Annotated in this window: 28 protein-coding genes; 12 read left to right on the top strand and 16 right to left on the bottom strand. The window is 70.2% G+C overall.

All coding sequences use genetic code 11. The annotated features are described in order from the left end of the window. Positions 1-10 precede the first annotated feature (10 nt). Positions 11-148, top strand: a complete 138-nt coding sequence (locus tag BGK67_RS39175; RefSeq protein WP_244291382.1) for a DUF6228 family protein — start codon at positions 11-13, stop codon at positions 146-148. Between the two features lie 179 nt (positions 149-327). Here BGK67_RS39175 and BGK67_RS32255 read toward each other — a convergent pair whose 3' ends face one another. Beyond that, the gene (locus BGK67_RS32255) at positions 328-618 is read right to left on the bottom strand and encodes a hypothetical protein (RefSeq protein WP_244291381.1); all 291 of its coding nucleotides are present in this window, start codon (positions 616-618) and stop codon (positions 328-330) included. A 575-nt stretch (positions 619-1,193) separates the two neighbouring features. Between BGK67_RS32255 and BGK67_RS32250 the strand changes: the two genes are divergently transcribed. Then, a complete protein-coding gene (locus BGK67_RS32250) occupies positions 1,194-1,460 on the top strand; it encodes a hypothetical protein (protein WP_069923367.1) in 267 nt (88 codons plus the stop codon). A 295-nt stretch (positions 1,461-1,755) separates the two neighbouring features. Here BGK67_RS32250 and BGK67_RS32245 read toward each other — a convergent pair whose 3' ends face one another. Further along, positions 1,756-1,950, bottom strand: coding sequence for a hypothetical protein (locus tag BGK67_RS32245; protein ID WP_069923366.1), 195 nt, complete (start codon positions 1,948-1,950; stop codon positions 1,756-1,758). A gap of 300 nt (positions 1,951-2,250) precedes the next feature. Here BGK67_RS32245 and BGK67_RS32240 point away from each other — a divergent pair, with 300 nt between their 5' ends. After that, positions 2,251-2,655, top strand: coding sequence for a hypothetical protein (locus BGK67_RS32240; protein WP_069924277.1), 405 nt, complete (start codon positions 2,251-2,253; stop codon positions 2,653-2,655). 306 nt (positions 2,656-2,961) lie between these two features. On the opposite strand, the gene BGK67_RS32235 is transcribed toward BGK67_RS32240, so the two are convergent. Together BGK67_RS32235 and BGK67_RS32230 are read right to left on the bottom strand one after the other, a co-directional pair. Then, the gene (locus BGK67_RS32235; RefSeq protein ID WP_069923365.1) at positions 2,962-3,732 is read right to left on the bottom strand and encodes a class I SAM-dependent methyltransferase; all 771 of its coding nucleotides are present in this window, start codon (positions 3,730-3,732) and stop codon (positions 2,962-2,964) included. 250 nt (positions 3,733-3,982) lie between these two features. Next, positions 3,983-4,195 (bottom strand): hypothetical protein, encoded by a 213-nt coding sequence (locus tag BGK67_RS32230; protein ID WP_069923364.1) that lies wholly within the window; start codon positions 4,193-4,195, stop codon positions 3,983-3,985. Between the two features lie 646 nt (positions 4,196-4,841). On the opposite strand from BGK67_RS32230, the gene BGK67_RS32225 reads away from it, so the two are divergent. Then, positions 4,842-5,339: a GNAT family N-acetyltransferase gene (locus tag BGK67_RS32225; protein ID WP_069923363.1), complete on the top strand. Its 498-nt coding sequence runs from the start codon at positions 4,842-4,844 to the stop codon at positions 5,337-5,339. Positions 5,340-5,758: 419 nt separating this feature from the next. Here BGK67_RS32225 and BGK67_RS32220 read toward each other — a convergent pair whose 3' ends face one another. Beyond that, positions 5,759-6,424 carry a DUF4232 domain-containing protein gene (locus tag BGK67_RS32220; protein WP_167739619.1) on the bottom strand — a complete coding sequence of 222 codons (666 nt, stop codon included), beginning with the start codon at positions 6,422-6,424 and terminating at the stop codon, positions 5,759-5,761. Between the two features lie 105 nt (positions 6,425-6,529). Here BGK67_RS32220 and BGK67_RS32215 point away from each other — a divergent pair, with 105 nt between their 5' ends. The 4 genes from BGK67_RS32215 (at position 6,530) to BGK67_RS32200 (ending at position 10,064) form a co-directional block, all read left to right on the top strand. Further along, a complete protein-coding gene (locus tag BGK67_RS32215; RefSeq protein WP_069923362.1) occupies positions 6,530-7,054 on the top strand; it encodes a SigE family RNA polymerase sigma factor in 525 nt (174 codons plus the stop codon). Further along, on the top strand, positions 7,047-7,754 hold the full coding sequence (locus BGK67_RS32210) for a DUF4232 domain-containing protein (RefSeq protein ID WP_167739618.1): 708 nt from the start codon (positions 7,047-7,049) through the stop codon (positions 7,752-7,754). The genes BGK67_RS32215 and BGK67_RS32210 overlap by 8 nt, the downstream gene beginning before the upstream one ends. A 206-nt stretch (positions 7,755-7,960) precedes the next feature. Further along, positions 7,961-8,344 (top strand): hypothetical protein, encoded by a 384-nt coding sequence (locus BGK67_RS32205; RefSeq protein WP_069923361.1) that lies wholly within the window; start codon positions 7,961-7,963, stop codon positions 8,342-8,344. 289 nt (positions 8,345-8,633) lie between these two features. Continuing rightward, a complete protein-coding gene (locus tag BGK67_RS32200; RefSeq protein WP_244291380.1) occupies positions 8,634-10,064 on the top strand; it encodes an amidohydrolase family protein in 1,431 nt (476 codons plus the stop codon). Between the two features lie 368 nt (positions 10,065-10,432). Here BGK67_RS32200 and BGK67_RS32195 read toward each other — a convergent pair whose 3' ends face one another. The 5 genes from BGK67_RS32195 to BGK67_RS32175 form a co-directional block, all read right to left on the bottom strand. Then, positions 10,433-11,332, bottom strand: a complete 900-nt coding sequence (locus BGK67_RS32195) for a hypothetical protein (RefSeq protein ID WP_069923360.1) — start codon at positions 11,330-11,332, stop codon at positions 10,433-10,435. Next, a complete protein-coding gene (locus BGK67_RS32190) occupies positions 11,329-12,342 on the bottom strand; it encodes an SPFH domain-containing protein (RefSeq protein WP_069923359.1) in 1,014 nt (337 codons plus the stop codon). The genes BGK67_RS32195 and BGK67_RS32190 overlap by 4 nt, the downstream gene beginning before the upstream one ends. A 719-nt stretch (positions 12,343-13,061) precedes the next feature. Then, the gene (locus BGK67_RS39170) at positions 13,062-13,388 is read right to left on the bottom strand and encodes an STAS domain-containing protein (protein WP_167739617.1); all 327 of its coding nucleotides are present in this window, start codon (positions 13,386-13,388) and stop codon (positions 13,062-13,064) included. A gap of 581 nt (positions 13,389-13,969) precedes the next feature. Continuing rightward, positions 13,970-14,173: a cold-shock protein gene (locus BGK67_RS32180; protein ID WP_030325187.1), complete on the bottom strand. Its 204-nt coding sequence runs from the start codon at positions 14,171-14,173 to the stop codon at positions 13,970-13,972. Positions 14,174-14,421: 248 nt separating this feature from the next. After that, positions 14,422-14,772, bottom strand: a complete 351-nt coding sequence (locus tag BGK67_RS32175) for a MerR family transcriptional regulator (RefSeq protein ID WP_069923358.1) — start codon at positions 14,770-14,772, stop codon at positions 14,422-14,424. Positions 14,773-15,888: 1,116 nt separating this feature from the next. Between BGK67_RS32175 and BGK67_RS32170 the strand changes: the two genes are divergently transcribed. The 3 genes from BGK67_RS32170 (at position 15,889) to BGK67_RS32160 (ending at position 18,715) form a co-directional block, all read left to right on the top strand. After that, the gene (locus BGK67_RS32170) at positions 15,889-17,130 is read left to right on the top strand and encodes a PP2C family protein-serine/threonine phosphatase (RefSeq protein WP_069923357.1); all 1,242 of its coding nucleotides are present in this window, start codon (positions 15,889-15,891) and stop codon (positions 17,128-17,130) included. Positions 17,131-17,730: 600 nt separating this feature from the next. Beyond that, positions 17,731-18,126: an ATP-binding protein gene (locus tag BGK67_RS32165; RefSeq protein ID WP_069923356.1), complete on the top strand. Its 396-nt coding sequence runs from the start codon at positions 17,731-17,733 to the stop codon at positions 18,124-18,126. 184 nt (positions 18,127-18,310) lie between these two features. Continuing rightward, the gene (locus BGK67_RS32160) at positions 18,311-18,715 is read left to right on the top strand and encodes an STAS domain-containing protein (protein WP_069923355.1); all 405 of its coding nucleotides are present in this window, start codon (positions 18,311-18,313) and stop codon (positions 18,713-18,715) included. Positions 18,716-19,325: 610 nt separating this feature from the next. Here BGK67_RS32160 and BGK67_RS32155 read toward each other — a convergent pair. The 6 genes from BGK67_RS32155 to BGK67_RS32130 form a co-directional block, all read right to left on the bottom strand. Continuing rightward, positions 19,326-19,922: a hypothetical protein gene (locus BGK67_RS32155; RefSeq protein ID WP_069923354.1), complete on the bottom strand. Its 597-nt coding sequence runs from the start codon at positions 19,920-19,922 to the stop codon at positions 19,326-19,328. 213 nt (positions 19,923-20,135) lie between these two features. Beyond that, on the bottom strand, positions 20,136-20,558 hold the full coding sequence (locus BGK67_RS32150) for an ATP-binding protein (RefSeq protein ID WP_069924273.1): 423 nt from the start codon (positions 20,556-20,558) through the stop codon (positions 20,136-20,138). Positions 20,559-20,851: 293 nt separating this feature from the next. Then, complete coding sequence (locus BGK67_RS32145) at positions 20,852-21,340, bottom strand: SPW repeat protein (RefSeq protein ID WP_069923353.1); 489 nt, start codon at positions 21,338-21,340, stop codon at positions 20,852-20,854. Positions 21,341-21,533: 193 nt separating this feature from the next. Next, entirely contained in the window at positions 21,534-22,370 is an 837-nt protein-coding gene (locus BGK67_RS32140; RefSeq protein ID WP_244291378.1) for a sulfite exporter TauE/SafE family protein, read from the bottom strand. 163 nt (positions 22,371-22,533) lie between these two features. After that, positions 22,534-23,028: a GNAT family N-acetyltransferase gene (locus BGK67_RS32135; protein ID WP_069923351.1), complete on the bottom strand. Its 495-nt coding sequence runs from the start codon at positions 23,026-23,028 to the stop codon at positions 22,534-22,536. After that, entirely contained in the window at positions 23,025-23,393 is a 369-nt protein-coding gene (locus BGK67_RS32130) for an ArsR/SmtB family transcription factor (RefSeq protein ID WP_069923350.1), read from the bottom strand. The genes BGK67_RS32135 and BGK67_RS32130 overlap by 4 nt, the downstream gene beginning before the upstream one ends. 174 nt (positions 23,394-23,567) lie before the next feature. Between BGK67_RS32130 and BGK67_RS32125 the strand changes: the two genes are divergently transcribed. Further along, positions 23,568-24,938 carry an NAD(P)-binding domain-containing protein gene (locus BGK67_RS32125; protein ID WP_069923349.1) on the top strand — a complete coding sequence of 457 codons (1,371 nt, stop codon included), beginning with the start codon at positions 23,568-23,570 and terminating at the stop codon, positions 24,936-24,938. Position 24,939: the final 1 nt, after the last annotated feature.

Raw genomic sequence — 24,939 nt, 5'->3', positions numbered from 1 at the left:
ACCATGTCGTTTGACCTGGACGCTGCGCCCCTGGTGGGACGCCTCAGGCGGCTGGAGTGCGTCGGTGACCGCACAACTGGAAGCCGACGAGCAGATGGCGTCCTGTGCCGCCAACATCCGTCACTTCTTCGAAGGCGAAGCCGGCTGATTGCGGCGAGACGCCGACCGGACAGGGGCGAGTTGCCGCTGCCGCATCGGGCAGATCCGCCGTCGGTGCAGTCACGGACCCCACACGCTCGGCGTCGCGATTTCACCAACCGACGACCCTTTCCCGGATCGGCCGCCCTCGGGTGCGGGCCGCCACGCGCCGGACTCGGGACGCGGGATCTACGGCGCGGCCACCCTGGTGAGCACCAGGTTCGGCGGCCCGTCCGGGTCGTGACGGAAGTACACCGTCTCCTGGTCCTCCGTGTAGAGCTGGATACCGGCGGTCCTGCCGAGTCCGCCGTCATCGACCGACAGGTAGACGAAGTCGCTGGACCCTTGGTTGTCGAGGAACTCCCATCGGCCGCTGAAGTCGGCGGGGCCGGAGAACCCGTCTGTCGACACGGCGGTGGCCGTGAACATCCCGCCTGAATCGAGCGTGATCTCGCCGCCGGTCTTGACGTTGCGGTACACCCCGGGCAGCTCGTCGGGATCGACTGAGGTTGTGCACCCTGATGTGAGTACCGCGCAAGCTGTCAGTGCGGCGACGAGCCACCGCCCGCCTGTCCCTCTGATCTGCACAGCCCCAGCGCACATGTCCACAGACCTCTCCCCGGTGGTTGGATAGTCGGCCCTGCGACCTCCCACTCCTATTTGAACTTGCTCAAAAAGCGCGGCTTCCCTGGGGGCCCCCAACCGACACATCAAGCTTCCAGGCAGTCATGGCAATCCTGAATTCGAACAAGACCCTCAGGATGGGGACACGTGTTCGGCGGCGAAGCCCGCAGCGGACCGAGCTACTGGCTCAAGATCCGGCTCAAGGCCAGTGAGCGGGACACCGACATGGCCTGACAGGCCATCTCGTTGAATCGAGCGGGGCAGCGCTTCGTAGGCGTGTACCAGGACGTCCGTTGATCGGCTCGGCGGTGTCTTGCCCTTGCGAATGGAGTTGAGCCGATAACACCCGATTGCCCTGATCCGCCGGCTCTGGAGGCGATCTATCAGCAGGCCACACAGGGAAATGTCACGCAGGCGGCCACACTGGAACAATGAGCGACCATCGCCCCATCACTGACCAGACCAGCACCGGCTGCACACCGAGCCATGCCGGTGCTCACCGATACCGCCACAACCTCCGCTACGAGAACCCGGCCGGCCAGGCCTGGACCAGCCCCGAAGGGCACACCTTGCGCACTCCATCGGGCCTCACCGTCGTAACGTGCACCTGCGGCCTCAACACCGAGGCCCTCCCCAGCGATGACGCGCGACTCCTCTACGAGGAACACCGCAACGCGATCCGCGACGAGTCGGCATGAGCAACAGCTCCCGCCGCCCGGATGCCATGCCGTCGCGAACGATCCACTCACGCGCCCGGACACCCTTCCTCTGTCCGAGCAAATGGATTCCGGCTTCCTTTCCCTGAATCACTACGCGGGGGGACGTCGGCGGGTGAGCGAGGTCTCGCGAAGCCCGCCTGCGGATGATTCGTCTCCCGTACGGTGTGGCAGACGGTTCGGCACCCCGGTTTCACCAGCGCATGGGGAGTCGTGGGACATGCCCGTGCAGGTGAGGCATGATCAGGACGGCACTCACCGAGATGCCGACCCCGCTCTACGCCAGGACTTCCGCCCCGGCGAGGCTGCCGGCGACGAGCAGGGCGAGCGTGGTTAGGAGCAAGACCGCCACGACAGCCTTGCGCCCACGCCCCGCCCGGCTGCGTTCCGCCCGCGCCCGGCTCTCGTTCAGCTCGCAGACCAGCTGGTCCCAGACCGCCGTCTCCCGTGCCGTCAGCTCGCTCCCGGCCAACTCAGCCTCCCCACACCACCCTGTACGGACTCCGGTGGACCATGCCCCGCACTGGCCCGACCATGCACCGCCAACGAAGTCAGCATCCGGCCGCGGAGCGGTGCGGGCAGCCCTGCTCCGCGTCCGCCACCGAAGGGCCCCGTCGGCATCTGCACCCGTTCAGGCGAAAGCAGGACGAAACCCAGCTCGTCGTGTCCCAAGGGGAGGCATGGTCGGAGCTGAGGAGTCCGGCTCGACGAAAGGTAGGGGACGTTGCATTCGAGGCGTGTCGGAACGATCGTCAGCGCGGTCGCGCTGACCATGCTGACCATCCCGACCAATGCTCAGGCCGCGGCGGTCGCTTGCGGCGGAGGAGTGTCGACCGGCCGCGTGGCCGTCAATGGCTGCATCAGTGCCCAGCGGGGTTCGGTCGGCGAGTTCCCGACTAGGGAGATCACGGCGTACATCAAGGCACGTAACACGGGAACGAAGGCAGTGAACGTCTCGTACGAAGCGTTCTTCCGTGTGGTGCAGGGTGGCCACTGGGAGAAGGTGGGGAGCGGACGCACCCATATCCGGGCCGGTGAGGCCGTCGGACCGCTCGAGGTGGGCAGCACGACCCGAGTCTGTGGCCCCGTGAAGGTGGAGATCCGAGTGCACGCCCGGGCCGACGGCGGCGCCTGGAGCGGCTGGTCTCCCGCGTCCACGAAGCAATGCCAGACCTGATGGCTAGTGCGTGAGCCGCCACTTTCCCTCGCGGAGGTGTCGGCTCTCAGCGCGTCAGCACTCGTGCAAGCCCCGTCAGGGGGCGGCACGCAAACCCCCTGGTCCTCCCGCAGCCGGCCTCCGCGGCAGCACCGGCGGCCTTCGGACCGCCCCGGCCGAGAGGCGCGGGGCGCAGCTCGGGGCGGCGGGGTTCGGCGCACCCGGGTGATCCGGAGGCGGGCAACCCGAGCCGTGAACGAGCGGGCGCCGCTCCGCTACTCGCCCGACCCGGCTCAGGCGCGAACAGACGGTCGCCGGGGAGTGGAATCACCCACGCGGGGCGCGAGCCACGAGCAGCGGCTGGAAGAAGCCCGTCTCCTGCGGCATCCGCCACTCGAGGTCCACAAACCCGGCCTCGGCCGCGAGGCCGGCCACCCGGTCCTGGCCGAGCGCCCAGTAGGTGGTCCGGCGGACCTTGACGCGCCATTCGCCGTCTGCCGGAAGGAGTTGAAAGTGCTCCAAGTCGTAGTGTTCGCCGCTGTCGTGCCAGTGCCAGAGCTGGAACGTGATCGTCCGCTCTCCGCCGTCGGCGTTCCGGTGGACTTGCGGAGGCGTCGAATCGGGACGGTCGCGCAGCAGCTCCTCGTACGGGCGGGTGCTGAGCAGGAGCAGGCCGGTGGGACGCAGCACGCGGCGCATCTCGAGCAGGGCGGCGAGGACATCCTTCTCGGTCAGCAGGTGAGGCAGCGAGTTGTCGGCGCAGACGACGGCGTCGAACCGGTCGTTGGGGAACGGGAGCCGTCGCATGTCGGCGGCGGCCGTGTGCAGGCGCAGACTCCGGCGGGCGGCCTCGCCCGCGGCGCGGGCGGCGGCACGGGGGCTGAGGTCCGTCCCGGTGACGCGGTGCCCGCGCTGCGCCAGGCCGATGGCCTGGGTGCCGATGCCGCAGGAACAGTCAAGCACCGCAGCACGATCCTGGCCGATCAGGGCGTCCAGGGCCTCCCCCTGTCGGCGGATGCTCGCGTCCCAGTCCGGATAGACCAGGTGGTAGTCATCGGCCAGTTCGTCGTAGAAGCGCTTAACCGATGTCTCGGACATGGCGCTGAGGTTACCGCTCCCCACTGCACCCGCTGAAACGTTCCGGCCGCCTCCCCGTCAGCCCAGCCCTCCCCCAGGCAGTGGCAGCACGCCCCCGTATGGAACTGACGTGGCCGATCCCGCGCAGCGAACAACGGCTACCGAGCAGTCGGAGCCTCATGGTGCGCCAGCTCGCCCAGCCGCTCCCCGGTCAGGCCGGGGCACCCCCGCAGGAGGGGCAGAGGTCTGAGCGCCCCGAGCCGGCGCAGGGTCAGGCGAGGATCTGCGTGAGCACGCCGGCGATGGCTGTGGCCAGAGTGACGACGGCGGCAAACGTGGCCGCGGCGCGCATCAGCGCGGACGGGTAGGTGGCGCCGTCGAGGCGGGCGAGCACACCTGCCGCACCGGCTGCCAGAAGTGCGAGCACGAGGACGAACGCCGCAACGACCTCATCGACAAGCTGGAGAGCTACGTGATCAACCACAACACCACCGCGAAGCCGTACAACTGGACCTACGAAGGCACCCCGCTCAAGGCCGTCTGATTCGCCCCACACCGTGGAGTCGTATCAGTAGGTGATCTCTTCACCGCTGGAGTCCCAGACCCGGGCATAGCATTGGCCCGGCATGAAGTTCGGGTCAAGGGTTGTCAACCGACCAGGGCCGTGAACGAAGGTTCCCATCCCCGTTCGTCCGGCGTAGGTCTCAGGCCACTCGATGGTGATGTGGCCCCGGGGTTCACGACCAACTCGTTTCCCGCCGGCTCGAACTGGACCATCAACGGATCAGGGCCGTCAGCAGCCACCTCGAACTTGAACATCACCCGATCCTCCGATCACCCCCTCCACGAACTTCCGCGGAACAGCACTAGGTAGCCGACTGGCCAACCCGGCGGACACCCTCGATCGGCGGTGCCTTGTCCGCGGGCTCACCCAGGTGGCTGCTAAAATCACGTCGTCAGCCTTTCGGGCCGGATGCGCATCCGACCGAGAGGCTTTTTTGTGCCCTGGCCCGCCTTGTCCTTCGCGCCAGTGGGCCCGCCCGTGCGGGCGCCGTTTTGCGTACCGACGCGTGTCCACGGATCCGGCATGCGGCGCTGCCCGATGGTCGTCATCCCCGTGAAGGAGTTGCATGTCCGGCATATCTCTGCGCCTCGCGAACGATGCCGACCGTTCTGTCATGGAACACCTCTGGCTGATGTTCCGCCATGACCTGTCCGAGTTTGGCGGTCAACTGCCCCGCCCAGACGGGACGTTCCGGAGCGAATGGCTCCAGGCAGCCTTCACAGACCCCGATTGGGCGCCGTACCTGCTGCTCAGCGGCGAACACCCCGTCGGTCTCGCTCTCGTCCGAGGCCTGGGCGGCCACACGCGCGTCCTCAATGGCTTCTTCGTGGTACGGGGGGCTCGCAGATCCGGGATCGGAATACGTGCCGTTCAGGAAGTGGTCGCCAAGCATCCGGGGCCGTGGGAAGTCGCCTTCCAGGACGCCAACGTGGGCGCCGTGTCCTTCTGGCGCCGCGTTGCGGCCGAGATCGCGGGTGACGGATGGGCGGAGGATCGCAGGCCGGTTCCCGGCCGGCCCGACCTGCCGCCCGACGTATGGATCTCATTCGATGTGCGCGCGTGACAATGCGGCCCGACGCTTCGAGTCAGGGGAACATCGAGTTGTAGGGGCGAAGCCAGGCACCCCTGGCGCCGTCGGCTCGCTCACAGACCGGGCAGCAGGCCCGCCGGGGAGGGAACACGTGAGGCCCGGCCGATGGGACAACGGGCACCGGCCGGGCTTGTATACGTGGGACACGCACCGTCGTCGCCGGTTTCCCGTCCGTGCACCGTCCCACGGCTCGCGCCGACCCGCATCGCCGAAGCGGCAAGCGGGTGGCCGTCCCGATAGCCTCCTCCACACCTGACACCCCGATCGACCGACCCCACCGGCCCAGGTGCGGTGGGCGTCCTGGCATCTGGTCTGTCTGACTGGCTGGCTGTCTGGCTGTCTGGCTGTCTGGCTGTCTGGCTGTCTGGCTGTCTGGCTGTCTGGTCTGTTTGTCAGGAGGTCATGATGAAGCGGAGGGCGAGGCCGGAGGCGGTTGTCCAGTAGGTGACGCGGGCACCGTCGTCGAACGGGACCTGGCCGGGCAAGTCGATGTTGAGCGGCTCGCTCGCCTTGCTGCCGGGATCGGGGCCCTGGAGGCTGAGGGGGAGGGTGTCGGTGTCGTAGGTGTCCATGCGGCCGCCGGTGGCGAGGAGGGCCGCGTACGCCTTCTCGCCGGGTGCGAGGGTGACGGGAGCGTCCTCACTGTCCTTGATCACGGCGATCGGGCTCCTGGCACCGGCGAACTTCAGGTAGGGGTATTGGTAGAGGTGACACCTCTTGTTACCGGTGTTGGTGACGGTGAGGAGGAGGTGCCTTACGCTCTTGCCCTCCTCGTCCTGGCTCGTCGCGGAGAACGCGACACCATCCGCGGCGCACGCCACAACGGCGGTGCCGACGCCGTTCCCGGAATCACCGCCGGTGTTGCCCGAACCGTCGCGCGCTGTGGCCGAAGCCGTCTGACCCGCCTTCGGCGAGCTCGTCGTGCCCGGCCGGCCCGAGGCTTTGGAGCCGGCCGATCCATCGGCCCCGCTCTCCTCACATGCTGTGGACGCCAGCAGCAACGCACCGAGAGCGGCCACGGCCGCAGCCTTGCTGATTGCCTTGTTTCCCCTGGTCAACGGAGCCCCCTGTGTGGTGTGCTTCGATCTGCACGACCTGTACGCACGCCGGACGTCACCGGGTTGCATGCGAGACAGAAAGAATCCGGGACCGATGGGGGCGGCATGACGGAGGACGAGTTCGACGCGTTCTACGCGTCTGCGTTCCCTCGGACCGTCGGCCAGGTGTACTCCTTCACCGGTGACCACGGCCAGGCTCAGGACGTGGTTCAGGAGGCCTTCGTACGTGCCTGGGACCGGCGTCGTGACTTCCTTGCCACCGAGGCCCCGGAGGCCTGGATCCGCACCGTCGCCATGCGTCTTGCGGTCAGCCACTGGCGGCGGGCGCGGCGGTGGCTGGAGCTGGTGCGCCGCACCCCGCCGCCCGGTCACGCGCCGGGACCGGGCCCCGAACACGTCGCCCTCGTCGCAGCGCTGCGACAGCTCCCGGAGCCCCAGCGCCTGGCGATCGTGCAGCACCACCTGTGTGACCTCAGCGTGGAGCAGGTAGCCTCCGAGACCGGCGCCCCAACCGGTACGGTCAAGGCCCGCCTTGCGCGCGGCCGGGCAGCCCTCGCCAAGCTGCTGCCGGCGAGCGAGGTCGCTGCGGCGGGCGGGAGTGGAGAGAACAAGGAGGACGACCGTGCCTGATGACCTCTCCTCCGTCCTGCGCGATCTGGCCGACAGCGCGGGCAGCCCCGCCCCCACGACCGGCGCGGAGGTCCGCCGCCGGGCCGTCTCCCGTCGGCGCCGCCGGCACACCGCCCTCGGGGGCGGCACGGTCGTAGCAGCCGCGGCCCTCGTGTTCGGCCTGAACACCGCCCTGGGCGGACCGGAGCCCCATCAGCGCCCGGCCCCGCCCGCCGCCTCTCCCACTGCGCCCTCCCCCACCGCGCCCTCGCCCACCGCGACTACCGCCGTTGTGGCGTGCGCCGCGGATGGTGTCGCGTTCTCCGCGACGAGCCAGGACGAGGAGGGCAAGAGCGTAAGGCACCTCCTCCTCACCGTCACCAACACCGGTAACAAGAGGTGTCACCTCTACCAATACCCCTACCTGAAGTTCGCCGGTGCCAGGAGCCCGATCGCCGTGATCAAGGACAGTGAGGACGCTCCCGTCACCCTCGCACCCGGCGAGAAGGCGTACGCGGCCCTCCTCGCCACCGGCGGCCGCATGGACACCTACGACACCGACATCCTCCCCCTCAGCCTCCAGGGCCCCGATCCCGGCAGCAAGGCGAGCGAGCCGCTCAACATCGACTTGCCCGGCCAGGTCCCGTTCGACGACGGTGCCCGCGTCACCTACTGGACAACCGCCTCCGGCCTCGCCCTGCGCTTCATCATGACCTCCTGACAGAGAGACAGACCAGACCACACACAACAGCGTGGGGTCGACGCTGCAGCTCGAGGCGCCCTCCTGGCGTCCGGGCCACGCGGGTGACCTTCGGCCCCGGTTGGCCGATGCCGCATCGGCGTGGCGGCTGCACGGTGGTGCGCACGGGTCGAGTGTGGATGGATCGTCCGCAACTCGCCGTAGGACGCCTTCGCCGGGAGTGAGTCATGCACCGTTTCATGCCCGTCCTGCCAGCCGCAGCCGCTCTGATCGGGACGCTGGCCGTCCCCGGGGCCGCCGCCGCGGCCGACCCGAGGCCGATCACCTCGCCCTACGTCCAGGCGGCCGCGGATGTCGCCGCCTCCGGCACCCTGAGACGGGCGAAGAACATCGACTGGGTGCGCCACGTCAACACGGGCCGCTACTGCGTGAACGTGAGCGAAGAGGTCAACCTGGCGTTCAGCGTGGTCCACGTCGAGCTGCCCAATTCCAACCGCCGTAGCTTCAGCACCGCATCCAACGCCGTCTGCGGCCCAGACTCCGTCACGGTGTACACGTACGACCTCAACGGCAGCTACGTGGACAACGCCTTCACGGTCACCGTGTTCTGACCCCTGTCCTTCAAGTAGGGCGACGTACTGCACTTCAGGCCCCGCACTCCGTTCGCCAGAGGGGACCGGCGGGGCGCCACCGCTGTCGGGGCGACCCGCGCTGGGGTACACCGGCGGTCCGGGCGCGGGGGATGGCGGCAGATGGCAGGAACGGAAAATGTTTTCCGCAGACGCCTATCGAATGGCCGTTCGCTGGGAATGCTGCGTGTAATTTCCCGCCCCTGCCCGACGCTCACACGCCGCCGCCGGGGCGGGCCTTCCGTTCTGAGCCTTCGGGAGGTACTACGCCATGCAGTCATCCCCCACCCCGTCGCCGGCCCCCAGCCGCCGCGAAATCCTCACCGGCCTCGGCCTGGCCGCTGCCACCCCGCTCCTCCTCGGCACCACCACCCGCCCCGAGCCCCCGAGCCGCCCCGCCGACCCGCACGTCCCGGTCGGTCCAGTGGTCCTGCTGCGCGGCGCCTCGCTGGTGCTCACCATGGACCCGGCCCTCGGCAGCGGCCCCCTCGGCGCCGTCGAGAACGCCGACGTCCTGATGCGGAACGGCACCATCGCCGCCGTCGGCAGGAGCCTGCGGACCCCGCCCGGCACCTGGATCGTGGACGCGTCGGGCAAGCTGGTGATGCCGGGCTTCGTCGATACGCACACCCACCTCTGGCAGGCGGTGATCTGCGGGGGTTGTACCGACGGGGACCTGTTCGGCTGGTTCACCCGATGTACCAACCCCCAGCGCAACCGGCTCACCCCCGAGGCCGTGCACAGTTTCGTACGCCTCGCCGCCCTGGACGCCGTCCAGTCGGGCGTGACCACACTCGTGGACTGGGTGGACATCTTCTCGTACGACCTCATCGAAAGCTACGTACGGGCCCTGGCCGGTACCGGAGTCCGGTTCACCTACGCGATGTTCCCTTCCGAAGCCGACCCGACGCTGGTCACGAAGGTGAAGAAGGAACTCGTCGACCCCGTTCCGCTCGCCGGCTTCCAGGTCGCCACGCACGCGGCGCGCCCCGTCCAACACCTCAACCACGCGCACTGGGAAGCCGCCCAGGACCTCGGAGTCATGCTCAACTCCCACGTCCTGGAACGCCCCGAGCAACGCGCCGACGACCCCATCGGAGTCCTCGCGGACATCGGCGCCCTCGGTCCGCGACTCTTGATCAACCACGCGATCCACCTGACTGACGACGAGATAGCCGCCGTCGCCGCGCACGACGTGCGCGCGGCCCACTGCCCGCTCAGCAACATGCGGCTGGCCTCGGGCATCATGCGCCTGTCGGAGTTCGGACGGCGGGGCGTCAAGGTCGGCCTCGGCCTGGACGGCGGGACCAACGACAGCTCGGACTTCCACGCGCTGATGAAGACGGCCATCGGCCTGCAGCGCGCCCGCGCGGCGGAGGCCGGGGTCTTCCCCCAAGTGCACGACGTCCTGCGGATGGCCACGCTGGGCGGCGCCGAGGTCCTCGGGATCAGCGACCGGGTGGGCTCCTTGACCCCCGGAAAGCGTGCTGACGTCGTGGTCGTCGATCCGGCGGCACTGAACTTCGCGCCGCGCTTCGACTGGGTCGGACAGACCGTCTACAACGGGCGGCCCGAGAACGTCGACGCCGTGTTCGTGGACGGACGGCCCCTCAAGTTCGACGGCCGGCTCGTGGACGTCGACACGAACCGCGTCGTGCGGGAGGCCGAAACGGCCGCCACCCGACTCCGCGCGGCCGGATGAACCGCACCGGCCCCGGCAGGCCCGGCGGCGGCCGGTACGCCGCCCCCACCCGGCAAACGGAAGGCTCGGCCGCGGACGCCCCGACCCCGGCTCCGCACCGTCCCTCCGCACCGTCCCTCCGCACCGTCCCTCCGCAACGTCCCTCCGCCGGGTCCCTGACAAGGAGGCCGGTACTTCGGTGAGAGGTCGGGGCGGAAGCCCGCCCCTACAACCTGGAACCCTGCCCTTCCTGGGCTCCGGGGCCGCATCGCTCGGCGACCAGTCACTCCTGCACCGCGTACAGGGTGACCCCGCCCGGGTTGTTGCTGCTGCCGAACTCTGAGCGGGGCGCGGTGAGCAATGGCGGCAGTCGGGGCGGGGCAGGGCGCTCACGTCACCAGGCGCAGCGACGTATCCGCAATGCCCAGCCGTACGCTCTGACCCCAGGTCAGTTGCAGGGCGTCGCTCTCCATTCCGTCGCCGAAGACCACGATCCGATCCGACTCCACGGTCAGCTGCAGCCCCTGTCCCCGCTCCAGCTCACCGGTGACCTTCGTCGTTCCGGTCGTGGGGGAAGGCCAGGCCTCGCGCACGAACCACAGGAGACGCCGGTCGCAGGGTGCGGGCAGCCGTGCGGGGCTGCCGCGCTCCAGCCACAGGGAGCGCAGCCAGCCGGTGGCGCCCGTGCCGGTGCCCACCAGCACCCCGGAGGACGCCTGGGCCTCGCCCGGGCCCGTCTCGCCGTCGGAGCCCAGACGGTAGCGGGCCGTCTGGTGGCCGGGCGAGCCCAGGTAGATCTCGTTCAGCGCGAGAAGGCGCTGGGTGTCGTCGGCGACGGCCTCGACCATGGTCAGCTCCTCTGCCCGGCCCCCGGCGGCGGTCGCCGCACGGAGCAGGGCGGCCGCGTCGGTGCAGCGGTGGCGGACCAGGACCCCCGGGTTGCGGCCCGGGTCGGTGTCGATGCCCACCACCGGCTGTCCGCGCAGGTACTTCGCGGTGTTGGCGACCAGGCCGTCCTGGCCGACCACGACCACCACGTCCTCCGGGGCGAACAGGAATCGGTCCAGGTCCGCCCGCTCCACCCGGGAGCTGCGCCATGTGAGTGGCACCGCCGCCGCCACCTCCCGCAGTGCCTCCCGGGTGCGGTCGTGGCGGCGGACCACCTCGTCGATCGACCGGCCGCGGCTGGAGAGGAAGAACGCGGCCTGCCCGTGCGTCCCGTGCCGGGCGAGCAGCTCCTCGTACTCGGTCCTGCGGTGTACGAGCACCGCCCGCGGGGCCAGGCTCACGCGCCCGCGCCGCCTTCCGGACGTCCGAGCCTGCTGAGGAGCCCGGTCAGGACATCGGGAGAGAGCGTGATGCTCTCGATCCGCGGCAGGTTCTCCGCCAGCCGGGTCGCCGCAAGGGCGTGCAGCGTGCCCGGGGCGGCTTCGTCGTGCACGCGCAGCCATGCGGCCTGAACCTCGGCGCGCGCCGCGCCCGTCTCGCGCGCCACCTCGGCATCCGCGCGGGCCAGGCGGACTTTGCGGGCCGCCTCGGCCTCTGTCCTCACGGCATCGGCCGCCGCCTTCTCCTCGGCCTCGCGACGGTTGTTGGTGCCGCGCTGCTCGACCAACTGCTCTTCACGGCGGGCCAGTTCGATCTGGCTGGCCAGCTCGTTCTCGGCGATGGCGCGCTCCCGCTCGACGGCGACGGCCCGCCGTTCATAGGTGGCCCGGTCCGCCTCCTGCTGGATCTGCTCGCGGGCCGGGGTGCGCAGGGCGCGCTCCACATCGGCCTCGGGGCGGATCGCCACGACCCGCACGGCCACCACGTCGATTCCGGTGGCCGGGAGCCGGGGCTCGGCGGCGAGACCGGCGGCGACCCGTTCCCGTACGGAGGCGACGCCGTCCACCAGGGCGACGGCCAGTGGAGTCCGGGCCAGTACGTCCAGCGAGTGCTGCTGCGCGGTCTCGGTGAGAAGGGTGGCGATCTGCTCCAGGGGCGCGCCGCGCCAGCTCCCGGTGTCCGGGTCGACGGAGAAGTCGAGTCGTTCCGCCGCCTCGGCCGGGTCGCTGATCCGGTAGGTGACGGTGGCCTGCACGGCGACGTCCTGGAAGTCGGACGTACGGGCGTGGAACGCCATGGCCAACTCACGGTCGTCGACGGGCACTTCGGAAAGCGCCGCCGACAGCGACCGGTACCAGAAACTGAGCCCGCGCCCGTCGTGGACGAGTCGGCCTCGCTTGTGGTGGCGGATGTGAGCGGTGGGCGCGGAGCGCAGATGACGCCAGCCGAAGCGCCGGGTGATGTCGGCCATGGCGAACCCCCTTAATTTCGTCAATGCGACGATAACGAGAGGCGCCGATATCGTCAAGAGGACGAGAAGAGGTGCACGGCCCTCAGGGAGGACGGCAGGCCGTCACGGCTGCGGCGGAGACCGGCACGCCCTGCGCCGTGGCGTCAAGGCGCAGCCGCTTGAACCGCCCCGGGTGGGGGTGTCGGGGGCGGGCTGGTAGACGACGACCCGTTGGTGCGGGGCGGCGCGAACATGTTGAACTGCTCGTCCGGTCAGCCGCGGTGGAAGAGATCTGCGTCTCCTGACCGGTGCCTGCCCCTTGGCGCGGTTCCTCCCCTGCCCGGTACTTCCCGGCCTTCCTGGCGCCACTGCCGTTCGAGGGCGTCGTAGATCGGCGAATCCGAAACCCGCCCGGCGCCCACCCTCCCATCGGTGAAACCCCTGGGCGCTGGAACGGTTCTCTGGTTCATAAGCAGCCCAACGACCCCGCACCGGGGGCCGTGGCGGTCCGTAACCCACCCGTCACCACGCAGCAGGCGGTCGAGCAGGTCGTCGTCACCGGCTCCCACCACCCTCACGATCGCCTCGACCGTCTCCCGCGGCAACGGACAGTCCCGCAGGGCCTGTTGCGCCGTCACGGAAGCAGGCCGGGTCTCTGCGGACAGCAGCTGCCCGATCCCGCGCTGCCCCGAATCCGACCGAACTCCTCCGCCGACCGACCTGCCGACGCTCGCTTCCCGCTACTCGACCCGGCCGTCGGCGAGGTCATCATCGACGGTGAGCACCTGATCCGTGCCGGTCAGGGACAGCAGACGAGCCACTTGGCGTGTCAGCGGGCCCCCCAGTCGCAGATCGCATCTGTCGTTGAAGGTGAGGAGCAGGTGCAAGAACGTGGAGTCGCCGAAGGTGACGCCGCGGACGTCGAGGACCACTCGATCGACGCCGGCTGCGACAGCCGTTTCGCACGCGGTGCGCAGTGGGCCGAGGTTGGTCCGGTCGAATTCGCCCGCGCACCGCACCACGCGTAGCCCTTCGCGGTCGGGCAGGACAGTCACAGTCGGCTCCAAGGACGCCTCCTCCAGCACGCGACACTGATCTTGACGTCCAGCTTGCCCGACTTGTGACCCACTGACCAGGCCGCCCGGTGGCCTGTCGCGCAGACGAAGGCGTGCGCGTGGCCACTGTCCGGGCCCGCAGCAACCGGAGCGTCTGGCGGAACGAGGCAGCCTGCGGCCTTCCTGTGGGCCGGCTGACCTGCCGGTCACGGGCGTCAGGCGGCGGCCTGGATCGACCAGGCCAAGCGAGCGATCGCCTGGTCGCCGTCTTCAGGGCGATCGGAGCCGGGAGCCTCGTCGGCTGCGGGCAGGTTCATCAGGGTTATCGCCTGCCCTCGGTCAGGAGAGTCATACCGCCCCAGCCCGCTCGGCCGCAGGAGTGATGAGCATGCCGTCACGTGCGGGCCTGCTCGGGCTGACCGTGGCCGGGAGAGGCCGCTGTCCTGCCGCCAGAGGGGAGGGCCGCGCGCCAGCGCGCGGCCCTCACCTGGTACCGCTTTCTTCCCGCCGAGCCTCAGGACCACGGGTCGCCTGCTACCGGCCGGCCGGGAGCAGGGCCGATCGTCGGTGCCCGTCGGCTGGGCGGGAAAGGATCAGGCCAGGTTGATGTTCTCGGCCTGGGGGCCCTTCTGGCCCTGGGTGACGTCGAACGTCACGGTCTGGCCTTCCTGGAGCTCACGGAAGCCCGACGAGTTGATCGCGGAGTAGTGGGCGAAGACGTCCGGGCCGCCGCCGTCCTGGGCGATGAAGCCGAAGCCCTTCTCCGCGTTGAACCACTTCACAGTTCCCGTAGCCATAACAAATGCCTTCCAGTCGATGAACGCCTCCCGCAACATGCTGAAGGCGGAGGTGATCGCCCTGGTTCCTGCGGCACAGCACAGCAAAACGCCCACGCCGAAGGCGTGGGCAAAGGGAACTTCCGAACCACGACAGCTGACCTAAACGGTACACGCCCGAACCCTCTGTTACCAGAGGAAACAGCCGCGTCGTCCGCGTCCTCCTGGGTTCCGGGGCCCGCCGGCTTCCGGCGGGCGCGAAGTCGGTCTCAGGCCGCGGCCGCGGGGTTCGGCGAACCGGCGGCACGGCGGTATTCGGCGTTGATGCGCTGGGCTTCCTCGAGCTGGTCTTCGAGGATGACGATGCGGCAGGCGGCCTCGGTGGGGGTGCCCTGGTCGACGAGTTCCCGGGCGCGGGCGGCGAGGCGCAGCTGGTAGCGGGAGTAGCGGCGGTGGCCGCCCGCGGAGCGGAGCGGGGTGATCAGCCGGGCCTCGCCGATGGCGCGGAGGAAGCCGGGGGTGGTGCCGAGCATCTCGGCGGCCCGGCCCATGGTGTAGGCGGGGAAGTCGTCGTCGTCCAAGTGGCCGCGGAGCGGGCCGGTGGGGCTTTCTGCTGTCATCGCACCTCTTTTGCGAAACGTATGGAGGGGCCCTGGTACCTATGGCACCAGGGCCCCGAAGGAACTGCTACACCATCTGCCGGCCCTGATCCTGCGCCGGCCTTCTGTTTCCGCGGGCCCGTCCGAACGGGGACAGGCGGTGCGGGGATCGCGGATGCGTGACCGGAGACCACCTCACTATCGATGTCCTGCGGTACCCGGACTCGCGTGGCGTCCGGGCGATCCTGATGGCGCCTCAACTCCTCCGTTCTTCCCTCTGGTGATCAACTACTTTCCTGCAAGGGAACTGCTGCACTGCTGATACTGCGAGTACTGCTCCATTCGGTACTGCGGGCACTGCTGGTACTGCGTACTGCTTGAACTCCTCGTGGCCTGACCAAGCACCACGCTTCGGCAGCCAGCCCCGTCGCCCATCCTGCATCTGCTCTGGCTTAGAACCCCACTGCCGAACTTCCCGGTGCGCGCGTCCGCAGCCGACGCCTTCACCGAGGGCGCTGCTCACTTCACTGCTGGGTACTGCGAACTGCCCTTACTGCGGGTACTGCCACTGCGTTGACTGCGGTACTGCTGATGGCGGCCCCTGATCACTACGGGCCACCCGGTCCGATCGTCAGTCCCGTCGCCGTCCTGCACCTTCCTGGCTTCGGAACTCCACCACCGCACCGTCCTACTGACTGCAACGACCGGTACTGCGGGTGCTGCTGCCCGGCAGTTCGTCTCTGCCCGGGCCCTTCGGTCTCTCTGTGTTACGAGAGAAACCATACTCACGCCACCACCCAATGTCTACTCTGACCGTCATAGATTTTCAGACGTCTACCTTGGAGGTAATCGGAAGTCTCGGGGGGCGGTCGCCAGCCGTGCAGATGGAGCGACCAACCAGTACGGCCCCTGGCCGCGCATGACCCCAGAGAGGCCGACGGGCCGGCCGACACCGCCGACCCCCCAGGCCCTCATGGTGGAATAGGCCTGTCCGGCACCGTCCTCGGTCCGGACCCACACCGAGTCGAGGGTCCCGGTGAGGCATCGAGCAGCTAGGGGAGCCCTGTGACCGCAGGAGAGCCAGACGACGGGCCGCAGTCTCGCCCGCCCGCGGGCGGAAGCAACGGGGGTAGGGCGATGACCTTGGCGGGAGCCTTGGAAGCGGCGGAGGCCGCAGCGCCCGTGGAGTCGCTCGACGTGGTCGCGCGCATGCTCAAGGACCACCTCGGGGCGGCGTCGGTGTCATTCCTGATCACCGACTTCACCGGCAGCTCCGTCGTTCGGCTGGGGGCCGCGGACAGCGTCGAGACCGGCGAGCCGGCCCGGCGGATCCCGCTGCGCGGCACGCTGTACGACGACGTGATCCGCAGCCAGCAGCCTCAGGTGGAGCACCGGGGCGAAAAGGGGCTGGTGCGAGTCGTCGCCCCGGTCACCAACCGTGGGGACGCCATCGGCCTCCTCGAGCTGTTCCTGCCCGCGGCGCCGGGCGCGGAGGTGATGCGGGAGATCTGCGAGACCGCGCACGCGCTGGCGTACATCGTCATCGCCAACCGGTCGCACACCGATGTGTACCAGTGGGGCCGGCGCACCAAGCCGCTGAGCCTGGCCGCGGAGATCCAGCACCGGCTGCTTCCCGCGTCGCTGGCCTGCGAGGCGGCACAGTTCGCGGTCGCCGGGGCCCTGGAACCCGCCGACCACGTCGGGGGCGACACCTTCGACTACGTGATCGACCGGGACACCGTCCAGCTGTCGGTGACCGACGCCATGGGCCACGACGTCGACGCGGCGCTGCTCGCCACCCTGGTGGTGGGCGCCCTGCGACGGGCCCGGCGGGAGGGCGCCGACCTCGCCGAACAGGCCCGCCAGGCCGACCGGGCGATGCGCGATCACGGCCGCAGCGGCTACGTCAGCGGCCAGCTGCTGCGCATCAGCCTGATCGACGGCGACACGGAGTTCGTCAACGCCGGCCATCCCTGGCCGCTGCGGATGCGGGACGGACAAATCCAAGAGGTCGTTCCGAAGGTCGATCTCCCCTTCGGCCTCAGCGCCCAGCCCAACACCTACCGGGTGCAGACGCTGGACCTGCGGCCGGGTGACCGGCTGGTCATGCTGACCGACGGCATGCTCGAGCGCAACGCCGAGAACCTCGACCTCTCGAGCCTGATCGTCGGCACCCGCGCACTGCACCCCCGCGAAGCCGCCCGCACCCTGATCAAAGCGATCGTCGACGCCAGCCATGGCCACTTGGACGACGACGCGACCGTCATGTGCCTGGACTGGCACGGCGTCGCCAACTCCGAGCGCGACGCCGCACACGGCGCCGACCTCACTGAAGCCTCACAACCGTCGACGACAGGACCACCTGCTCACACACGATGACTGCCGCGTGGAGGGATGCGACGCAGGAGAACTGCCCTCAGGCGCCTACGTGGTACCAGGGGGGCGCCGGACGGCATGTGCGGCGACAGGTCGCGCCGCCGCCGGTACCAGCCACTGCGCGCCTGAGCCGTGGCGGCGGCCAGGGTGGAGGCGGCTGCGCGCGGCTGGGCCGCGGCCCTGGACGTGTTCGTGGTGAGCAATCCGCTGGTGCCGACGAGATGGGAGCCGATCGCCGCGGCATCACCGGGGTCCACTTCGCCCAGCCGACGCTGGCGCTCCGGCGTTGTCGCGCCAGCTGCCGCTGCGGCCTCAGGCCGCGCCGTTGACTCCGGCCGACCACGCGTATCTGCGACGCGCCGAACCATGCGGCCGGGCCCACATCGCGCATGCACCCGCAGGACCGTGCGTTCGGACCTGGTGGCTGTTGAGGAGAACCCTCCGCCCTACCGGCTGCGCCGAAACGGCCGCGGTCGCCGCCGGCCCAACACGCTCACGACCAAAACCGCCATGTCAGGGCAGAACGAGGTTTTTGGCCGTAGAGCGGGCAAGCGGGCCGTAGCTGGGCAGGCGCCGTACAGGTCCACCAGCGAAGGAGGCTCAATGGCCACACCCGTCCTCAACCAGCCTGTGCCCCGTACCGGCCACCCCGCAACATCAGCACGCGACGCCACCCGCGACTTCCTCCACCACGCCACCCAGGTCAGGCCACCTGCGCGGCCCGAGAACGCCGACGGCGTCCTCCTCGTCGTGGCCGAACTCGTCACCAACGCGATCCGACACACCAACGGACCGTGCAGCCTCCGCTTGGAACTGCACAGGGATCACCTCGAAATCTGTGTCACCGACACCAGCCCCCACCCGCCACAGCCACGACAACCCCACACGGACGGAACCGGCGGCTGGGGCTGGCTGCTGGTCAACCGCCTCACCACCCGCGTCCACATCGAACCCACCCCCGACGGCGGCAAGACCATCTGCGCCCACAGCCCTTGGTAGCACCCGCCGCACCCCGAACCACGCGGTCCGTGCCCGATCGGGTAGCAGCCGTCGCAGAGCAAGGGTCGGGCGGGCCCCACGACACCCGAAGCCACGGCTTGAGCGCGCCTCGTACCACCGCCGGTGAGCACCAGGCCAGGATGGAGGCCCGCAGGCCTCGGTGCTTGCGGGGGAAAGAGGTCGGATGATCACCATGGACGTCCAGCACTGCGGAAGCACCGCCCTGATCAGGGTCGGCGGAAAACTCGACGAACACGCAGGGGTGGTGCTCCAGCAGGCGCTGGACGACGTCGACGTCGACGCCCGCGACCTCATGGTCGACCTGCACGGCACGGTCGCCATGGATGCCTCCGGCCTGCTCCACCTCCTGGACCTGCACCGACGCGCGGAATGCCTCGGCCTGCGCGTCCTGGCCGTCGGCTGGCAGCCGCAGCCCCAACGGCTCATGGCCCAAGTCGCCGGCATCCGAGGGCCCGGCTCCTCCACCGGAGAGCGCTACGCCCTAGCGGGCTTCCGCCGCCTCATCGAGCACCGCGCCCAGTGCGCACAGGACGCCAACCTGGGCACCGCAGCACTGTCCCCCGCCTAGCAAAACGGTGGGCTGCCGGCAGCCCGCGTACGTCGCTCTCGGAAGTGCCGGGTGCGGGTACCACGGGCGCCCGGCTCGTCGGCGTTCACAGTGGTGCCGTCGTTCTCACCCGGCCCGGGCCGGGCCGTCGGCCGCAGGGGGCCCGGCTTGTCCGGGGAGGGCCCCCTGCGAGGGAGCACCCGCCATCAGGCCCGGAATGCCAGGTGTGAGGGACCGTCAAGATGTTTGACCCAGACGCCTGCGGTCAGCTTCCGGACAGGTTGGAGCCGTCAGGAAGGCAGGTCTGGCCCGCACCGTTACGACGACGGTCCCGCACCCGGCAGGAAGGGCTTGTCATGGACCTCGGAGCAACAGGTGTCTGGAGCCTGGCGCACTACCGCCCGCCCTGCCCAGCGACAGGCCTTGTGCTCCGTGACCTCGCCGCTTCCCCATCATGGCTTGTTCTTCCCTCGGCCACGCGGGTGAAGCGGTGCCTCTGAGCGTGGCCGATCCCGAATCATGAAGCCAGCGGATCAGACCCGGCCCGACCAGTACGTGGCGGGCCTTCGCGCGCCGTTCGCCTGCAGCCAGGACGCCTTCGAGGCGCTGGCCGATGCACTCGGCGGCGCGCTCAGTCCCGCAGGTGGTGCCAGTGGTCGCTGCCTGGCATACGCGGGGACAGGGAGTGGGCCCGCTGCCACATGCCCTGCGCCTGCTGGTCGGGGCGTTGCTGCTCCCCGTGCAGGGCGTTGAGGACGAGCAGGCCGCCGGTGACGGCCGGTACCAGCCACTGGGCGTAGGACAGCTGGCGTTCCGCCTTGTTGATGTCGAAGGCAGCAGCTGCCTCTTCCGCGTCCTGCGGGTCCTGCGAGGAGGCGAGTTCGATCTTCTTGCCCAGCATCCGGGCGTAGGCGGTGGCGGCCAGGGCGACGCCGGTCAGCACCGTTTTGGCCACGGTGGAGGCGGCCACCCCTTGCTGGGTGGCGACCCGGGACGCGTTCGCGGCGAGCAGCCCGCTGCCGCCGACCAGGTGCGCGCCGATCGCGACCGCGCTGACCGGGGTCCACTTGGCCCAGCCGGCGCTGGCGATCCGCGCGTTGTCACGCCAGCTGTCGCTGTGGCCCTTGGCGGCGCCGTTGAGGCCGACGGCGCCCATGAGCGAGCCGCCGAACCAGGCGGCCAGGCCGATATCGTGCAGGCTGCGCAAGACGGTGTTGCGTTCGGACATGACACTCCTCGACAGGACGCGGCGCGTGCCGGCGGACGTGCCGGCACCGCAGCCACCGTCGCCCGCAGTCGGGCCTTCCGCCACGCCGGCTGCTCCGAACGGCCGCCCAGGCGGTGAGGTCAGGATTCGGGTGGGGTGTGCGCGTGCGGGCCGCCGGATTGCGCGCCGTGCCGGCACCGCCTCAGTCTCCTGGCAAGGGCCTGGCCCTCGTGATCACAGCACGCGGCCGGCCGGGGCCCCGCCGGGATCGTCGGCCAGCCCTATCGTGACCTTCACACGCTTGCCTACCGGTTCGCGCCGCACTTCGAAACTGCGGCACACAGCCATCGCGATCTCCAGGCCGTGCTGCCCGACCCGGCCCGGATCAGCCGGGCTCGCCGCAGGCAGCACCTCGGCGGTGTCCCACACGCTGATCTCCACCACGCCGTCGCCGACTTCCAGTTCCAGCAGACACGGCCCGGGGGCGTATTTGTAGGCGTTGGTCACCAACTCGCTGACGACCAGTTCCACCATGCTCATCGCACGCTCTGACACCGGAAACCCGTGAACGGCCTGCACTGAGGTCATGAAACTGCGGGCAGCGCGCCTGGCCTCAGCGATCGGTTCGCTGCCGTCCAGGGCGATTGCAGACGCCATCGGGCGGCTGACCAGTGCTTCACGCGCTTCTTGGGGGACCACAGCAGCCATACCGCCATCCTCGTTCTTAGCAAGCCACACGGCTGCTCCCACCCGGGTACCCCGAAGCGGCAGCTCTACACAAGAGCACAAAACGAAGATCTGACCACCCCCGCACTCCGGGCAAGGCGCCGGGCCGCCGGGACAGACGACCTGACTCCGTCACACCGCCCCAGCAGCCCGCCCACCCCAGGGGGCGGGCGGGCGGCGTTCCGCGCCGTGACCCTCACGGTCGGATCGTGGAGGTTTCGCTGTCAGGGAGCACCCGGCATGGAGCGCCGCGAGGCAGAGCCGTGCAAGTCGCTGTCGTGACGGCGGGTGTCATGGTCACGGGCGCCCGAGGCGGCGGCCAGGGCCAGGAGGGTGGCGATGGCGCCAGTGATCAGGTTGGTGGTGATCGACCGGGTGTGCGCGACGTCGCCGGCCACGACCCAGGGTGCGACGCAGGTCCAGATACCGATGGCGACCGCTGCCCAGGCCATGGAGTGGGTGCGCTCGTAGGAGTTGCCCAGACCGCCGAGGAACAGCGTGTAGGCGATGCCGGCGATCAGGTTGGTGATGGCCAGGGTCGTGAAGCCGGCGAAGCCAACGATCCACGGGGACGCCGCGAGGAAGAGACCCGTGAGCAGCGCGAGAGCCTCCACCATCTGCGCACGCGGCGTGGCGGCCGCGCGGTCGTGCCGGGCACGCAGCTCCATCAAGTCGGGGTGCTCTTCGATGGGTGCGCGGTGGGTTGACGCCATGATGACCTCCTGAGAGGGAGCTGTTAACCCGCACATACCCGTATAAAGCGGATGTAAGTGAGCAGACAGCAACAAATGTGGCATCGGCCGCGCTAACTGGCCGACGGCATCGACGGCCGAGCAGCCGCGACCTGCACAGCTGACAGCCACCGCCACCTCGCCCGGTGCACACCGCACGAGATGCCCCGTGACGTCACTCGTGGCGGGCCAGCTTGTACGCGGACACGAGAAGGATCACGGCCAGCGCGGGGATCAGAACCACGTCCGGGAACACCCCGAGCAGCAATCCGCCGAGGACCGCACCGGCGATCGAGCCCGCGGCCATGAGCGTGGCGAACCGGAGGTTGGCGCCCAGGACGGCGAAACTGCCGTCGCTGCTGTAGCGGGCGAACGCGACGAGCATGGTCGGCAGGGACACCAGCAGGGACAGGCTGCCGGCGGTCTTGATGTCCTGGCCGAAGAGCAGCACGATCGTCGGGATCAGCAGTTCTCCGCCGGCGACGCCCATGATGGCCGCGACCACGCCGATGCCGAACCCGGCCGCGATCCCGGTGGGGATCCGTGCCCATGGCGACAGGTCGAGCGCGTGCAGCGTGGCGGCGTGTGCCAGGACCAGGGCAGCCGCCATGAGCACCATGAGGACGGCCAGCACCTTGCAGAGGGTGGCGGAGCGCATCCGGACGGCCCAGGAGGCTCCGGCCCACGCACCCAGCAGGCTGCCGGCCAAGAGGTTGGCCGCGACGGGCCAACGGGCGGCCACTTCGGCGGCCGGGACCGCGGCCATCCGGGCGGGGAGCGCGACCAGGACGACGACCAGGCTCATCGCCTTGTTCAGGATGACCGCCGAGAGCGCGGCGAACCCGAAGAGGCCGATCAGCAGCGGCAGGCGGAACTCCGCACCGCCCAGCCCGATCATTCCGCCCAGCACACCGATCGACGCTCCCGCGGCGAACACCGCGGGAGCTGTGTGCGCCGGGCGGAGGCGGTCGAGGCTCTCTTCGGTGCGCATCTCGCCATCCTTGCTGGCCACCCGCCCTCCCGCTACGGCCGGGCCACAGCTTCGGCGCATGCCACCGGCCCACTGCCCCGATTTCGTCCGCACCTCCCAGCACGGCGGCCGGGCGGATTCGACCGTCTCCTGCGGTCCCGCAGGCCTCGGCGCTGCCTGGCCGACCTGGGCCCGGTTGGATGCCTCAGGACAGGACGGGGCTGCGGCGCTCCAGCAGGACGACGTCCCGCCAGACGCCGTGATGGCGCCCGATGCGCTCGCGGGTGCCGATAATCCGGAACCCGGCCCGCGCGTGGACGGTGAGGCTGGCTGTGTTCTCGGAGAAGATCCCGGCCTGGATCGTCCAGATGCCCGCGGTCTCGGTCGAGGAGATCAGCGCGTCCAGGAGCGCGCGGGCGACGCCGCGGCCGCGCGCGGCGGGGTGGACGTACACGGAGTGCTCGACCACTCCCGCGTACGCGCACCGGTCCGAGACCGCGCTCGCCGCGACCCAGCCCAACACCCTGCCGCCGTCGACGGCGACGAAGCGGTGGCCGGGCAGCTTGGCCTTGTCGAACGCGGCCCAGTCGGGGGCCCGCAGCTCGAAGGTCGCGTTGCCCTCGTCGATCCCCGCCTGGTAGATGGCCAGCACCTGCTCGGCGTGCTCGGGCAGGAGCTCCTCGATCCGCACGCCGGTCACGCCGTCTTCACGGCGCCGGCCAGCAGCGCGCCCATGGCGGCCAGCACGGACGGTTCGACCCGGTAGTACACCCACGTCCCGCGGCGCTCGGAGGACAGCAGACCGGCCTCTTTGAGCTTCTTGAGGTGGTGGGAGACGGTGGGCTGGGAGACGCCCACGTCGGAGATGTCGCACACGCACGCCTCCCCGCCCTCGTGGGAGGCGACGGCGGAGAACAGCCGCAGGCGCACGGGGTCGCCGAGGGCCTTGAACATCTTCGCCGCGACCTCGGCCTCTTCGGCCGCCATGGGGCGCTCGTTCAGCGGCGGACAGCAGGCCGCGACGGGATCGGGCTCCAGGAGCGGGAGAACCTTCGCATTCGACATACGTCTATGTTGACACACGTCGAACCAAGGCGGCAGGGGTCAGCGGGGCAGGCCCAGTCGGCAGGTGCGGCACCACTCCATTTCGATGGATGTCTATGTTGACGAACATCGAAACAGGTGTCATGCTGGCCACGCAAGCCATCGACAGGCATCGAAACAACCAGGGAGCCGACCGTGAACGCGCCAGCCATCACCGACCTGCCCGTCGTCGTCATCGGAGCCGGCCCGGCCGGTCTCGCGGCCGCCGCCCACCTCACCGACCGGGGCATCGAACCCCTCGTCCTGGAAGCCGGTCCGGTGGCCGGGACCGCGGTGCGCGAGTGGGCGCACGTACGGCTGTTCTCCCGCTGGGGCGAGCTCGTCGACCCCGCCGCCGAGAAGCTCTTGGCCCCGACCGGCTGGGTCAAGCCCGCCGACGGCACCTACCCGTCCGGTGGGGACTGGGCCGACCTCTACCTCCAGCCCCTCGCCGACACCCTCGGCGAGCGGGTGCGCTACGGCGCGACCGTCACCGGCGTCTCGCGCGCCGGCCGCGACCGCGTCGTCGACGCCGACCGCGAGGCCCAGCCCTTCGTCGTCCACTACGAAAGCGCCGACGGCCGGGAGCAGCGGGTCCTGGCGCGCGCCGTCATCGACGCCTCCGGCACCTGGTCCACGCCGAGCCCGGCCGGCGGCAGCGGCCTCGCAGCTCTCGGCGAGAAGGCGGCCGCGGACCGGATCACCTACCGGGTCCCGGACCTGAAGGACCCCGCCGTCCGGGCCCGGTACGCGGGCAAGCGGATCGCGGTCATCGGCTCCGGCGCCTCCGCCTTCACCGCCCTCGCCTACCTCGCCGACCTCGCCAAGTCCGAGGGGGGCAAGGGCACGCACGCCACCTGGATCCTGCGCCGCGGGATCTCCGGCTCCACCTTCGGCGGCGGCGAGGCCGACCAGCTCCCCGCCCGCGGCGCCCTCGGCCTGGCCGCCAAGGCGGCCGTCGACAGCGGCTACGCCGACGCGGTCACCGGTTTCCGCACCGACGCCGTCGAGCGCGACGCTGACGGCCGCGTGGTCCTGGCCGGCGAGGACGGCCGCCGCCTGGACCCGGTCGACGAGGTCATCGTCCTCACCGGCCTGCGCCCCGACCTCAGCTTCCTGAGCGAGCTCCGCCTCGGTCTCGACGAGCGCCTGCAGGCCCCCGTCGAGCTGGCCCCGCTGATCGACCCCAACCAGCACTCCTGCGGCACTGTCTACCCCCACGGCGTGAACGAGCTCTCCCACCCGGAGAAGGACGTCTACCTCGTCGGCATGAAGTCCTACGGCCGCGCCCCCACCTTCCTGGCCATGACCGGCTACGAGCAGGTCCGCTCCATCGCCGCCCGCCTCGCGGGCGACCACGAGGCCGCCGAGCGCGTCGAACTCACCCTCCCCGAGACGGGCGTGTGCGGCGGCGCGGGCCTCTTCGACGAGCCCGAGGCCGCCGAAGCGACCAGCGGCGGCGGCTGCTGCGCAGCCCCGGCCACCCTCACCATCGGCAGCGCGCCCGCCTCATCCGGCGGCTGCTGAA

The sequence above is a fragment of the Streptomyces subrutilus genome, assembly GCF_001746425.1.
Taxonomy (GTDB): Bacteria; Actinomycetota; Actinomycetes; order Streptomycetales; family Streptomycetaceae; genus Streptomyces; species Streptomyces subrutilus_A.
This window is presented reverse-complemented; position numbering and strand designations above follow the sequence as displayed.